Source organism: Bradyrhizobium lupini (assembly GCF_040939785.1).
GTDB lineage: Bacteria > Pseudomonadota > Alphaproteobacteria > Rhizobiales > Xanthobacteraceae > Bradyrhizobium > Bradyrhizobium canariense_D.
In genome coordinates this window covers 6,583,499-6,597,047 of record NZ_CP162553.1, presented here as the reverse complement: position 1 = coordinate 6,597,047, position 13,549 = coordinate 6,583,499, and the positions used below count along the sequence as shown (strand labels likewise).

The window sequence follows — 13,549 nt, the reverse complement described above, 5'->3', positions numbered from 1 at the left end:
TCGAACGGCTTTGGAACAGCGCGTGGAGTATTCGGCCTACGCCTTCAGCCCGCGCAATACCAGCGCCAGCGTCGCATCGACACGCGCCGAGAGATCGGCATCCTTCCACTCGTCGGCATGGGCCGGATGGTGAAAGCGGACTGTGGCATCGAAGATCGCACGCGCGGTGGTCTTGACGTCATCGACGGCGAACACGCCCTGCGTCACGCCGTCGGACAGGATTGCCGCGATCTGGTCGATCATGGTGTCCTTGTGACATTTGACGGCCGCGCAGGCTTCGCGCGCCAGGGTCAGATAAGTGTCGAACATCTCGGGGTCGTCGAGCACACGCGAACGTTTGGCGGCGAACAGCGTGCGCAGCCAGCGGTCGAGCCTGTCAGGCGCCGGGCCCTGCTCCTTGGCAATCGCCAGCAGCGGCGCGTCGATGCGGTCAAGCCAGCGTTTGGCAACCGCTTCGCGCAGCGAAGCCTTGCTCGGGAAATGGCGATAGACGCTGCCATGGCTCACATCGAGCGCACGGGCAACGTCGACCACGGTGGCTTTGGCCAGTCCGTAACGCCGCAGCACGTCCTCGGTGACTTCGAGGATCCGCTCCGGCGTCAAGATAACGGCTTCGTTCATGCCAGCACCATGTTCCCGTTGAGGGCTCAGTTACCCGGCGACAGAGCTGCTTCCGAAGCGCCCGTGCCGGTCGTTTCGGAAAGCTCTCGCCTTAATGAGGCAGTTTTGCAGCCTGCGCCGCGATCTGGCGCGCCACCAGTAAATTGAGCCAGTGCCCAATCGTCCCGGTCAAATTGATGATTTCGGTCGTCATTGTCGTAAGTCTCCAATCAATTGGCGGTCCCTGTTGTTCAATTGCGACCCTCAATCCCCCATCTGCTTGGGACGTCGGGCTCCCGGGATGCCGCCAGACGCCCAATTGGAGCGTCCGAGAACGGATATACACGTCTCGCTGACAGATTTCAATATCTGTCAGTCAATGATCCGTGATTGACAGTTAATATCTGCGGCCCCGGGGCACGTTCCGCTCATCGCGCGCCGCGGCCGGCCGATGCCCCCACCCAGCCCAATCATCCCCCCGCTACGTTGCCGGTGCCGTTTGTTTCGCTCTCCCCGCTCTGCTAAGTCACGGCGTAAAAGCATTTTGGCAGGTCGCCCCTTCTGGGTCGCCCGCCCACCTTCCTGGAGCAGTCCAATGATCCCCCGCTATACCCGCCCGGAAATGGCCTCGATCTGGGAGCCGCAGACCCGGTTCAAGATCTGGTTCGAGATCGAGGCGCATGCGGCGGACGCCCTTGCCGAGCTCGGCACGATTCCCAAGGAGGCCGCCAAAACGGTCTGGGCCAAGGCCAAGGACGCCACTTTCGACGTCGCCCGCATCGACGAGATCGAGCGCGAGACCAAGCACGACGTCATCGCCTTCCTCACCCACCTCGCCGAGATCGTCGGCCCCGAAGCGCGCTTCGTCCATCAGGGCATGACCTCCTCCGACGTGCTCGACACCTGCCTCAACGTCCAGCTCACTCGCGCCGCCGACCTGCTGCTCGCCGACCTCGACAAGGTGCTGGCGGCGCTGAAGAAGCGCGCCCTCGAGCACAAGATGACGCCGACCATCGGCCGCAGCCACGGCATCCATGCCGAACCCGTGACCTTCGGCCTCAAGCTCGCTTATGCCTATGCCGAATTCTCGCGCGCCAGGGAGCGCCTGATCGCGGCGCGGAAGGAAGTCGCCACCTGCGCCATCTCTGGTGCGGTCGGCACTTTTGCCCAGATCGACCCGCGCGTCGAACAGCATGTTGCCAATGCCATGGGCCTCGTCCCCGAGCCGATCTCGACGCAGGTCATCCCCCGCGACCGCCACGCGATGTATTTCTCGACGCTCGGTGTGATCGCTTCCTCGGTCGAGCGTTTCGCGGTGGAGATCCGCCACATGCAGCGCACCGAAGTGCTGGAAGCCGAGGAGTTCTTCTCCGAAGGGCAGAAGGGTTCGTCCGCGATGCCGCACAAGCGCAATCCGGTGCTCTCGGAAAACCTCACCGGGCTGTCGCGCATGGTGCGCGCCTATGTGACCCCGGCGCTGGAGAACGTCGTGCTCTGGCACGAGCGCGATATCTCGCACTCCTCTGCCGAACGCATGATGGGCCCCGACGCGACCGTGACGCTGGACTTCGCGCTGGTCCGCCTCGCCGGCCTGATCGACAAGCTGCTGGTGTACCCCGCCAACATGCAGAAGAACCTCGACCGCCTCGGCGGCCTCGTGCATTCGCAGCGCGTTCTGCTGGCGCTGACGCAGAAGGGCGCAAGCCGCGAGGACGCCTACAAGCTCGTGCAGCGCAACGCCATGCCGGTCTGGCGCGGCGAGGGCGACTTCCTCCAGCTCCTGAAGAAGGACGCTGAAGTGAAGAAGTATCTCACCGACGCCGAAATCGACGAGCAGTTCGACCTCGGCTATCACTTCAAGCACGTCGACACGATCTTCAAGCGCGTGTTCGGCGAAAGCTGAGCGTCATTCGTAGCCCGGGTGAGCGCAGCGACACCCGGGACTTTTCCCACAAAAAATCCCGGATTTCGCTTCGCTCATCCGGGCTACAAATCAAGGCGGACCTCCCTCATGCCCATCGTCAACCGCGTTGCCGCCCTCTCCGACGAAATGGCCGCCTGGCGCCATGACTTCCACGAGAATCCGGAGCTGCAATACGACGTCCACCGCACCGCCGGCATCGTCGCCGACCGCTTGCGCGAGTTCGGCTGCGACGAGGTGGTGACGGGCATCGGCCGCACCGGCGTCGTCGGCGTGATCCGCGGCCGCAAGTCCGCCTCGGGCAAGACCATTGGCCTGCGCGCCGACATGGATGCGCTGCCGATCATGGAGACGTCGGGCGTACCCTATGCCTCCAAGGTCCCCGGCAAGATGCACGCTTGCGGCCATGACGGCCACACCGCGATGCTGCTCGGCGCCGCCAAATACCTCGCCGAGACGCGCAATTTCGACGGCACGGCCGTGGTGATCTTTCAGCCCGCGGAAGAAGGCGGCGGCGGCGGCAAAGCCATGGTCGAGGACGGGCTGATGACGCGTTGGAATATCCAGGAGGTCTATGGCATGCACAACATGCCGGGCCTGCCCGAAGGCCATTTCGCGACCACACCCGGCGCGATGCTCGCCTCCTCCGACAACATCCAGATCACGGTGCACGGCAAGGGCGGCCATGCCGGCGCGGGTCCGCACAAGTCCATCGACAGCGTGCTGATCGGCGCTCAAATCGTCAACGCGCTGCAATCGATCGTCGCGCGCAACGTCGATCCGCTCAAATCGGCCGTCATCTCGATCACGCAATTCCACTCCGGAACCGCCTTCAACATCATTCCGGAGGTCGCCGAGCTCGGCGGCACCGTGCGCACGCTCGATCCTGAAGTGCGCGATCTCGTCGAGCGCCGCATCGGCGAGGTCGCCGAGAGCGTCGCCCGCGCCTATGGCGGCTCGGCCGAAACGAAGTACATGCGGATGTATCCGGTGACGATGAACCATGCGCGCGAGGCCGGCCTTGCCGCCGACGTCGCCCGCGACATCGTCGGTGCCGAGCGCGTCAACGACAAGTTCATTCCCATGATGGGCGCCGAAGACTTCTCCTTCATGCTGGAAGCGCGCCCCGGCGCGATGATCCTGGTCGGCATGGGCGACGGCAACGAGTGCCACCACCCGGCCTACGTCTTCAACGACAACATCCTCGGCCACGGCGCGTCGTATTGGGCGCGCCTGGTAGAGACGCGGATGCCGGCGGGTTAGTGCAGGTCTCGCCGGGTGGGCAAAGCGAAAGGGTGCCCACCACAAACTTCTCCGCTGCAAATGGTGGGCACGGCGCTTCGCGCCTTTGCCCACCCTACAACACCGCTCATCCCTGATATTGCAGCACGTGCATGCCGGCGTTCCAGTCGGAGACGAACATCAGCCCGTCAGGCCGGACATAGGCGTCGCAGGTTTTGGCCGCGAGCGCGACGTTCGGGCGCGGATCGATGAGCTTTTTCGGTGTCGGCGGCACCCAATACGCGATCTCCTTCGGTGCGAAGGCGTCCCTGACGTCGAACACCCTGACGCCGGCATTGTTGTAGGTTGCGAAGATCGTCTCCTCGCTCTGGAACGAGCCCGGGCGGTTCTCGTGCAGATTATGCGGACCGAAGGTGCCGTTCGTGCAGAAATCGCGGTCGCGCGGGGTCGGCAGGGTCGCGATCGGCACCGGATTTGCCGGCGCGCGCACGTCGAGAACGAATGTATGGAACAGCCCCTTGGCGCAATTGTCCGCGTTCGCTTCGTCGGCGACGATTGCGAGCTGTCGCTTGGGCAGCGGCAGCGGCGTATGCGTCCCGCCGGCGAAGGGCGGCGACCAGTTGATGTGGGACAGCAGCTTTGGATTCACGGGATCGCCGATGTCGTGAATGGTGAAGCCGCCATCGCGCCAGGCAGCATAGCCGCGATCACCCGCCGTGATCATGTGATGGAGCGCAAAGCGCTTGCCCTTCGGCGTTGCCGGCTCGCCGGCCGCACGGTTCATGCCCGGCAGCCACCATTTCGCGACGATCTCCGGCTTGGTGATGGTCTTGAGATCGACCACGCAAAGGATGTGGTCGGTGAACCCGTCGAGATGCGCCGATACATAGGCATAGCGGCCGCCCGGCCACCACAGCCGATTGATGCCGAAGCCGGGCATTTCGAGGAATGCGATTTCGCGCATCTCGTTCGGTTTCGATATGTCGTGGATCGACAGCCCACAGCGGAATTTCTTGGCCTTGGTGATGCTGTCGACCAGCGTGTTCTCGAAATAGCCGCGCATATTGTCGTAGGACTGCATCGCGACGATGTTGGCGCCGTTTGCAAGCAGCAGCAGGTCTTCCGCCACCTGTAAATGGTGGGTGCGAGTGTATTGTCCCGCGGTGAAGAAATTGACCGGCTTCAGCGCACGCGGATCGGATGCGTCCAGGACCGTCACGCCGTCGCTGAACATATGTCCGACATAGACATGCTGCCGGTTGAACATCACCTGCACACTGTCGGGCCGTCCGCCGATGTCGCTGTAGGAGATGTGCTTGATGCCCTTGCCGATGCCCTCGGAGGGAATGTCTGCCTCCGAAGCCCTAGCGCATCTCGACCACCCAGGCAGCGCGGCGGATCCGAGCACGGCCGACAATTGCTGAAGGTGACTGCGGCGCGAGAGCTCAAGCATCGGTTTTCCCCATTTTTTGGGAATGATGCTCGCTTGCGGCGGGGCACGCAAGCCTCGTGTCGCCTGCCCTCACCTCAACCGCAGACGTGTCTGGTCCGGCCGGACATCACCGCTGCCTGGCCCTCAGTTGCAGACCTCGCCGGTGATCTTGGCGCTGGCGTTCGCATTGGGCACCGGCCCGAGGTGACAGCCCTTTGCGACCGGTCTGCATCCGGCGTTGTTGCAGATCATCTGCCCGGAGGACTGCGACTTCGGAGCCGCGGACTCCGCCTCCTTGCGGTCCTGGTCGCGCCTCTTCGAATCCTCGCGCGTGACCACCGGCTTCTTCTCCGGCACCTTCTCGCATTCATTGTCATCGCCGACGTGATAGCCGGCGCGGCAGGTGATCTTCGCGCATTGATCGCCGTCGGCCTTGAAGCCGAAATTGCATACGAGCGGACAGACGCGTCCTGGCTTCGCCTTCAGCGCATCGAGCGCGTCGACGCTTGCAAGCTTCGCGTCGAGTTGGGTGCCGGCATATTTGTTGAACAGCGTCAGCGAGCGTTGCGATGCGGCGTTCCAATCGCCGTCAGCGGCGGCCGAAAGACAGCCGACGCGGCGCAGCTCGCTCTGAACGGATTTCGCGAGATCGCCGGGCGGCGGGGAGCTTGGCGGCGGCGACAGCGCGGCGACCTTCCTGCTTTCGGCATCAGCCGCCTGCTTGTCCGCCGCCTGCTTCGTTGCGGCCTCCGTCGCCGCTTTCTCGAGCGCCCGCTTCTCCGCGAGCGACTTGGCCGCGGCAGCTTCCGCCGCCTTGCGATCTCGTTCGGCCGCCTCCGCCTTGGCCTGCTCGATCTGCTTGGCTTTCTCGGCCGCGATCCTCGCCTCTTCCGCGGCTTTGGCAGCTGCGGCGGCTTTCTCCTGCTCGGCCTTCTGGGCTCGTTCGGTCGCGAGCCTCGCCTTCTCCTGTTCGGCCAGACGCGCCTTCTCGGTCGCCACCGTGCGATCCTCCTCGGCGGCAATCTTCTTCAACTGCACACGAGCGAGGTTGGCGTAAAAGCCGTCCGGATAGGTCTGGAGGAATGCTTCCCAGGCTTCGCGCAGGCCGGCCTGAAGCGCCAGCTCGTAGTCCTTGCGCACACTGTCCTGCGGGTTCGCCTGCGGACCTGCTGCGGCGACTGGCCTCAGCGGCACCAGCGGCACGTCGCTGCCGCCCAGGGAGCCATAGACATACGGCTCCTGCTTGTTGCCGGTCTTCTTCAAGACGTCGTCACGGACAAAACCGAATGCCTTGCGCAAGTCGAGCCCGGGCTTCGGGAGATGATCGGTCAGCGCGACCGCGAACGGGCTGTTGCGGGAGTCGCCATCCGACGCCGTCGATCCCGCCTTGGCCGCAAAGGCGATCATCGTGTTCGGACTGGTCGGCTCGACCTTGGCAAGTCCGCCACCAATCGCGCGCGAGGCCAGGGTGCGCTTCATCGTCTTGGCGAATGGGTTGTCGCGGCACGCATCGAGGATGACGAGACGGAGTTGTTTGGCCGGTTCGACCGCGTACAGCGCGCGATCCAGCGCGACCGTCTCGTCGAGGACGTCACCGTCAGTTTCCAGCATCGCATCGGTCGGAACGAGATAGTTGCTGCCGTCCAGCTCGATGCCATGGCCCGCATAGTAGATGACTGCCATGTCGGCATCGCGCGTCCTGGCCGCGAACTCGCGCAACGATCGCCGCATTTCGCTGGCGTTGAGATCCAGCCTGACCTCGACCGTATCGAAGCCTGCGTTCCTGAACATGCTGCCCACGAGCCCGGCGTCATTCACCGGGTTCGCAAGCCGCGGTGCGTTCTTGTAAGCGGAATTGCCAATGACGAGCGCAACGCGCTTGTCGGCCTGGGCCGATCCGCACCCCAGCCAAAGACCGAAAATCAACAGTGAAAGAGATCGCAAGACGATCATGAAACGCCGAGCCTTTTACGGGCGATTGCCTGTGACACCCTAATTGCAGACCTCGAAGTTGCCGCCTGTGGCTGTATTCGAACTAACCCTGCCGGGGATCGTCCCGCTGACAAGCCGACATCCCTTTTGCACCGGGCGACATCCCGTCGAGCTGCAAATAATCTGTCCACTCGCCTCAGGCCTGGACGGCGAAGATTCTGCTTGCCTTCCGGTCCGTATCCCGCCTCCGCGATTCCTCACGCGTGGCGACCGGCTTCTTCTCCTGAATCTTTTCGCACTCGTTGTCATCACCGACGCGATAGCCGGCGCGGCAGGTAATCTTCACGCATTGATCGCCGTCGGCCTTGGAGCCGAAATTGCAAATGAGCGGGCAGACGCGTCCCGGCTTGGCTTTCAGGGCATCGAGCGCGTCGGCGCTGGCGAGCTTGGCATCGAACTGAGTACCGGCGTATTTGTTGAACAGCGCCAGCGAGCGCTGCGAAGCTGAATTCCAGTCGCCGTCCGCAGTGACGGACAGGCAGCCGACGCGGCGCAGTTCGCTCTGGAGTGATTTCGTCAGATCAGCCACCGACAATGTGGATGCCGGCGCCGGCGCAAGGGCTGCAACTTTCTGCTCGACCTCAGGCATCTGCCGATCGGCCGCCGGTTTTACCGCCTGCTCCGCCTTCTCGGCGGCCTGCTTGGCGGCAAGCTCGGCCCTGGCCTTCTCCGCTGCCTGCTTCTCGGCTTGTGCTTTTGCCGCGGCAGCCTCAGCCAGTTTGCGCTGGTGCTCGGCCGCGTCCGCCCTTGCCTGCTCGATCTGCTTCTGCTTCTCCGCCGCGACCCGGGCCTCTTCGGCGGCCTTGGCAGCCGCGGCCGCCTTGTCCTGCTCGGCCTTCTGGGCGCGTTCGGCAATGAGCCTTGCCTTCTGCTGCTCGGCCGCGTTCGCTTTTTGCTCGGCCGACGCGCGCGTTTCTTCAGCAGCGATCTTGTTCATCTGGCCCTTGGCCAGATTGGCATAGAAGCCTTCGGGATATTGCGCCAGGAAGGCTTCCCAACCGTCGCGCGTGGCAAGCTGCAGCGCGAGCTCGTAATCCCTGCGAATCGAATCCTGCGGATTTGCCTGCGGACCGGTTGCAGCCGGCTTGGCAGCAACCAACGGCACGTCATCGCCGCCCAGCGAGCCATACACGAAGGGCTCCTGCTTGTTCCCGGTGCTCCTCAGCACGTCGTCGCGCACGAATCCGAACGCCTTGCGCAAATCTAGGCCCGGCTTGGGCAAGTGCTCGACCAGCGCGGTGGCGAACGGGCTGTTCCTCGAATCGCCGTCGGACGCAGTCGAACCGGCCTTTGCCGCGAAGGCGATCATGGTGTTGGGGCTGGTCGGCTCGACCTTCGCAAGCCCGCGTCCGATCGCGCGCGAAGCCAGCGTCCGCTTCATGCTCTTGGAAAACGGATTGTCGCGGCAGGCGTCGAGGATGATCAGACGAAGCTGCTTGGCCGGCTCGACCGCGAACAGCGCGCGCTCCACCGGGATGGTCTCGTCGAGTACGTCGCCATCCGTCTCCAGCGTCGCGTCGATCGGAATGAGATAGTTGGTGCCTTCCAGCTCGATGCCGTGGCCGGCGTAATAGATCACCGCCATATCGGCATCGCGGGTCCTGCCGGCGAACTCGCGCAACATGCGCCGCATCTCGCTGGCGCTGAGATCCAGCCTGACATCGACGGAATCAAAGCCCGCCTTCTTGAACATGCCGCCGACCAGAGTGGCATCGTTGACGGGATTGCCGAGCTTGGGCGCGCTCTTGTAGGCGGAATTGCCGATGACAAGCGCCACCCGCCGGTCCGCATGGGCTGGTCCGCAGGCGAGGCCAATGGCCAAAATCAACAAAACAAATATCCGAAACGGAATCACTTGCGTCCCCCCGGATGCAATTCCACGAGACTATTCGGACCATGGCTCAATTACCAATTCTTCCTATGTGATACTTGTCACATAAGGGGCTCTATCGGGGTATGGATGATGCGGCGAAGCGTCGCCCTGCTCTGGAGCTGACGCCAAAGCCGTCTGTTGAGCCCGTTACATTTGCACCACCTCGTGGCGCATCACGAACGGTGCAAGCAGTGCGTGCACCTCGCTCGCAACCGCCTCGCGCTGATCCGCCGGCAGGCCCGCGAGCGTCACGGTGGCGATCGAACCGTGGCTGCCGTGGGCGCCGACCCTGACCTTGCAGTCGATGCCGCGCTCAGTGAGCGGCGTCAGCACCTTCGTGAACACGCGCTGGGCTGCGTCCCAGCGCAGCTGCGGCTTGAACACTTTGCCGACGCCCGTCACCGGCATCGGATCGATCGAGATGACCTGTACGGGAACGGCGGCGCGCTCCGGCGTACGCTCGCGCACCCATGTCTCCAGCTCGCCCGGCTCGACGGTCGCGCCCGGCTTCAGCTGCACGTAACCGACCGGCAGCTCGCCGGCATAGGCGTCGGGTTGGCCGACCACGGCGGCAAAGCCGACGGCGGCATGCCGGAACATGATCTCCTCGATCGGCGCCGGATCGATGTTGTGGCCCCCGCGGATCACGAGATCCTTGGCGCGGCCGGTGATCCAGAGATAGCCGTCGGCATCGAGCCGGCCAAGATCGCCGGAATTGACCCAGACCTCGTCGACGAAGGCACCCTTGTTGTGCTCGTCGTTGAGATAGCCGCCGAACACGCCTGGGCCAGCCATGATGACGACGCCAATCTCGTCCGGCGCGCAGTCGCGGATCAGCTTGCCCTCGGCATCGAGCTGGACGATGCGGACCCGCGCGTAAGGCATGGGAAGGCCGACCGAACCGAGCCGGATCGGCCGCGACCGATAGGCCAGCGTGTGCACGCTCGAGGTCTCGGTCATGCCGTAGACCTCGACGACCGGCAGCTTGAGCTTGTCCTGGATCGCAGACCCCACCGCGACCGGGATCGCGGAGCCCCCACCGGCTGCATATTTCAGGCTGGAGATGTCCGCATTGCCAGGCGGTACCGCGAGCGTCGCGGCGAGTACCGTGGGGACGCTCGACAGCGCCTCCGGCTTGAAGCGCTCGACCAGTTGCCAGATGTTCTTCACCGCACTCGGGTTGCGCCATCCGCTCGGCGACAGCACGACCAGCGAACCGCCAGCCGACAGCGTCGTCAGCACCTGCGTCAAGGAGCCCCCGACGTGAAACAGCGGCATGCCGAACAGCATGTTGGCGCCCGGCTTCGACTTCAGCAGCAGATTGAGCGCCCAGGCCTGATAGACCTGGTTGGCATGCGTGTGCCGCACCAGCTTTGGCGTGCCGGTGGTGCCGCCGGTGTGGAAATAGGCGGCGATGTCGCTGCCGAGAATCTTGCGTCCGCTGATAAGGCGGTCCGAAGGCTGCGGCTTGATGAGGTCGTTGAAGGCAAAGATTCCTCTCGCCGGATCGCCAGCACCGAACACCTGCACGATCGCCTTGAGCTGCTTGAGTTGCGGCCTGATCTGCTCGACTTTCTGCCAGATGTCGGTGCCCGGCATCGGCCCGAGCGCCACCAGGATTTTCGTATTCGTGGCCTCGAGGATCTCCGCGATCTGGTGCGGCTCCAGGAGCGGATTGACGGGATTGGCGATGCCGGCGGCTTCCGCGCCGAACAGCGTTACAAAGGCGTCCGGCACCAGCGGCAGCATGAAGCTGACGACGTCGCCCTTCTCCACGCCCAGCGCGTGAAGCATGTTGGCGGCCTGCGTGACGCGCGCGATGAAGTCGCGGTACGTGACCACGACAGGCGTGTCGGCGGGATCGGCATTTTGCAGGAACTGGATCGCCGGCCCGTTGGGGTTGCGGACCGCACCCAGCCTGATGGCGTCATAGGTGCTGTCGGCCGCGACGCGATCGGCGTAAGGGACCTGCTCGAAGGCTCGAACCTCGGCGTCCGTCGCCAGGTCCGGATAGTCGCTGCCGATGAGCCGATCGAGCGCGTGGATGCCCGCCATGGAATTCCGTCCTCCCTCAGATGCATGTCCGCGCCCCCTGTCTTTTGACATTTTGGTTTGGCGTGGCCTCGACCGATGGGCCGGCCGAGCACGGGCAGAATGATGGATGATTTGGCGTTCGTCCATGACCTAACGGCCTCGGGCTGTGGTGAGAGGCTTTTGAACCTGCGCGCCCGATCCGGGGACCAAGAACTGGCATAGGACTCACATGCCGGCGTCCTCGCCAGCGCCCTGGCGCAAGACTGAGGTGATCATGACTACGCCCCCGCGGGATTGCGCTACCCGGCTGTTCATCGCGCTCGCCGTGACAGCGGGGATCATGACATCGGTGATCGCCCTGCCCCGCGCGGCACTCGCCGAGGACGGCCAGCTCGACAAGATGCGCGCCAAGATCTCGGCCTTCATCGGCGACAAGATGGAGAAGCTCGGCGGGTCACGCATCGTCTACAAGGTGGACACCGATGGCCTGCGCGAGAGCGTAGTCACGGATTTGCGCGACGACGTCTACAAGAACCTGCGCGAGGGCAAGATCGCCTTCTCCGGTCTTGCGATCCGCGACGGCGGCGTCGAGTTGAAGATTGCCGACGTCAAGGGCCGCGAGCAACTCGCGCGCAAGCTCGCGTCGGCCGCGGAAGGATTGCCGTCGCATGCACTCGCCGTGACCGACGGCGACGGACTGGTCAGGCTCGTGCCGACCAATGCGGCATCCGCCGCGCGGTTGCACGAACTCGTCGAAGATGCCATCGCCATGATCGAGCAGCGTCTGAAGGAGGCCGGCGTCCAGCTGGCCAGCGTCCAGCCCGATGGGACCGACCGCATCCGCATCTTCCTGCCCGGTGTGATGGAGCCCGAGCGCGTCACCGCGGTCTTCGCCCGCAGGGTCAAGGTCGGCTTCCGCCTGATCGACCTCTCGGTGCCGCCGGAGCAGGCGCAATCCGGCACGCCACCGGCAGGCACGGAAGTCCTGCCCGGCTTCAAGGACAAGAGCCTTTATCTGGTCGCCAAGGACAGCGTGCTCGACGGCGACGACATCAGCTATGCGGGCCCGGGGTTTGCGAGCGCCACGAAAGAGCCGATCGCCTCGTTCCGCTTCAACGGCCGCGGCACGCGGCGCTTTGCCCACATCACCGAAGAGAATATCGCAAAGCCCTTCGCCATCGTGCTCGACGGCAAGGTGATCTCCGCCCCCATCATCCGCGAGCCCATCACCGGCGGCTCGGGCCAGATCTCCGGCAATTTCACCCTGGAGGAAGCAAACAGCGTCGCCATGCTGCTGCGCGCTGGTTCACTGCCGGGGCACCTCGGCTTGGTCGAGCAGGAGGTCGTGCCGCCCGCCAAGCCCTAAGGCGGGGGATCGCCCCACGCCCACGCCTGGTCCCCCTCGCCCGGTCGGCCGCCGAGGTCGACCACGCCGAGGCTCGTACCCACTGGCCCCCGAATCGCGGGCGCGCCACGGCCATATGCACCGCCAAACAGGCAATTGCCGAAACGCCCGATCAGGCTAAAATTTGCCTCTTGCGGCACGGCGGCCCAAAACTTCATTCAAGCGGTCGTCGTTCGATTTCGGCTATAGGTGTCGAGAATACCGACCGGGACTGAAGGCCTTACGCGGGGATAGTACCATGCCGTCCGGCAGCGCAGACATTTCGTCGATCCTCGACCGCATTCTCGAGGCGGCGACGGATAACCTCAGGATCGCGAAGATCCTGGTCCAGATGGGCCTCGATCCGAACAACGTCACCTATGACTCGATCTTCAATCGGATGCTGGAGATCTTCGTCCAGAATATCACGTTGGCCAATATGTTCGCCGCGGTCGGCGCCGGCTTCTTCGTCGCTACCCTTCTGATGCGGACCATGGTGCCGCTGCGCGTCGCTAACATGGTCGGCTGCGCGTTCTTCGCCGTCTTCGGCGCGCTCTCCGCCAACGTGTCGACCTTCCTGCTCTATCTCCTGCTGCTACCGATCAACGCCTTGCGCCTGCGGCAGATGCTCAAGCTCGTCAAGAAGGCGCGCCATGCAGCCGAAGGCGACATGTCGATCGAATGGCTCAAGCCGTTCATGACCGAGCGCAAATATCGTCGCGGCGATACGCTGTTCAAGCTGCGCGATCCGGCTAACGAGATGTTCCTCACCGTCACCGGCAAGTTCCTGGTCAAGGAGATCAACATCGAGATCCTGCCCGGAACGCTCATGGGCGAACTCGGCTTCCTCACGCCGGACAACCGGCGCACCGGAACGGTCGAGTGCATCGAGGACGGCCAGGTGCTGACGATCACCTACGACCGGCTGCTCGAGATCTACTTCCAGGACCCGCAGTTCGGCTATTACTTCCTGGTGCTGACTAGCCAGCGGCTGCTGCAAAACATCGAGCGCCTGCAGAAGCAGCTGGCAACAGAGAGGGCCGCCACCACGAACAGGATCGCGTGAGCGAT

Annotated in this window: 8 protein-coding genes and 1 pseudogene; 4 read left to right on the top strand and 5 right to left on the bottom strand. The window is 64.1% G+C overall.

Annotated elements, in window-relative coordinates:
• Positions 1–36 precede the first annotated feature (36 nt).
• Positions 37–621, bottom strand: coding sequence for a TetR family transcriptional regulator (locus AB3L03_RS31385; protein WP_018455555.1), 585 nt, complete (start codon positions 619–621; stop codon positions 37–39).
• Positions 622–1,195: 574 nt separating this feature from the next.
• On the opposite strand from AB3L03_RS31385, the gene purB reads away from it, so the two are divergent.
• Both purB and AB3L03_RS31375 read left to right on the top strand, forming a co-directional pair.
• The gene (gene purB, locus AB3L03_RS31380) at positions 1,196–2,503 is read left to right on the top strand and encodes an adenylosuccinate lyase (protein ID WP_204511646.1); all 1,308 of its coding nucleotides are present in this window, start codon (positions 1,196–1,198) and stop codon (positions 2,501–2,503) included.
• A gap of 108 nt (positions 2,504–2,611) precedes the next feature.
• Positions 2,612–3,784: a M20 aminoacylase family protein gene (locus tag AB3L03_RS31375; RefSeq protein ID WP_204511647.1), complete on the top strand. Its 1,173-nt coding sequence runs from the start codon at positions 2,612–2,614 to the stop codon at positions 3,782–3,784.
• A 106-nt stretch (positions 3,785–3,890) separates the two neighbouring features.
• Here AB3L03_RS31375 and AB3L03_RS31370 read toward each other — a convergent pair whose 3' ends face one another.
• From AB3L03_RS31370 to AB3L03_RS31355, 4 genes and pseudogenes are all read right to left on the bottom strand, one after another.
• On the bottom strand, positions 3,891–5,216 hold the full coding sequence (locus AB3L03_RS31370; RefSeq protein ID WP_204511648.1) for an LVIVD repeat-containing protein: 1,326 nt from the start codon (positions 5,214–5,216) through the stop codon (positions 3,891–3,893).
• Positions 5,217–5,339: 123 nt separating this feature from the next.
• The gene (locus AB3L03_RS31365) at positions 5,340–7,148 is read right to left on the bottom strand and encodes a caspase family protein (protein WP_018455551.1); all 1,809 of its coding nucleotides are present in this window, start codon (positions 7,146–7,148) and stop codon (positions 5,340–5,342) included.
• Positions 7,149–7,187: 39 nt separating this feature from the next.
• Positions 7,188–9,042 (bottom strand): annotated as a pseudogene (locus AB3L03_RS31360) (caspase domain-containing protein).
• A 165-nt stretch (positions 9,043–9,207) separates the two neighbouring features.
• Complete coding sequence (locus tag AB3L03_RS31355) at positions 9,208–11,115, bottom strand: acyl-CoA synthetase (RefSeq protein ID WP_368507655.1); 1,908 nt, start codon at positions 11,113–11,115, stop codon at positions 9,208–9,210.
• A 253-nt stretch (positions 11,116–11,368) separates the two neighbouring features.
• Here AB3L03_RS31355 and AB3L03_RS31350 point away from each other — a divergent pair, with 253 nt between their 5' ends.
• On the top strand, positions 11,369–12,460 hold the full coding sequence (locus tag AB3L03_RS31350) for a preprotein translocase subunit SecD (protein ID WP_247297286.1): 1,092 nt from the start codon (positions 11,369–11,371) through the stop codon (positions 12,458–12,460).
• Between the two features lie 277 nt (positions 12,461–12,737).
• The gene (locus AB3L03_RS31345; RefSeq protein ID WP_027518831.1) at positions 12,738–13,544 is read left to right on the top strand and encodes a Crp/Fnr family transcriptional regulator; all 807 of its coding nucleotides are present in this window, start codon (positions 12,738–12,740) and stop codon (positions 13,542–13,544) included.
• Positions 13,545–13,549 lie beyond the last annotated feature (5 nt).

Bases quoted from the DNA above. Each gene is read 5' to 3' on its own strand.
- AB3L03_RS31385 (WP_018455555.1), bottom strand. From the start codon at position 621: ATGAACGAAGCCGTTATCTTGACGCCGGAGCGGATCCTCGAAGTCACC.
- purB (WP_204511646.1), top strand. From the start codon at position 1,196: ATGATCCCCCGCTATACCCGCCCGGAAATGGCCTCGATCTGGGAGCCG.
- AB3L03_RS31375 (WP_204511647.1), top strand. From the start codon at position 2,612: ATGCCCATCGTCAACCGCGTTGCCGCCCTCTCCGACGAAATGGCCGCC.
- AB3L03_RS31370 (WP_204511648.1), bottom strand. From the start codon at position 5,216: ATGCTTGAGCTCTCGCGCCGCAGTCACCTTCAGCAATTGTCGGCCGTG.
- AB3L03_RS31365 (WP_018455551.1), bottom strand. From the start codon at position 7,148: ATGATCGTCTTGCGATCTCTTTCACTGTTGATTTTCGGTCTTTGGCTG.
- AB3L03_RS31355 (WP_368507655.1), bottom strand. From the start codon at position 11,115: ATGGCGGGCATCCACGCGCTCGATCGGCTCATCGGCAGCGACTATCCG.
- AB3L03_RS31350 (WP_247297286.1), top strand. From the start codon at position 11,369: ATGACTACGCCCCCGCGGGATTGCGCTACCCGGCTGTTCATCGCGCTC.
- AB3L03_RS31345 (WP_027518831.1), top strand. From the start codon at position 12,738: ATGCCGTCCGGCAGCGCAGACATTTCGTCGATCCTCGACCGCATTCTC.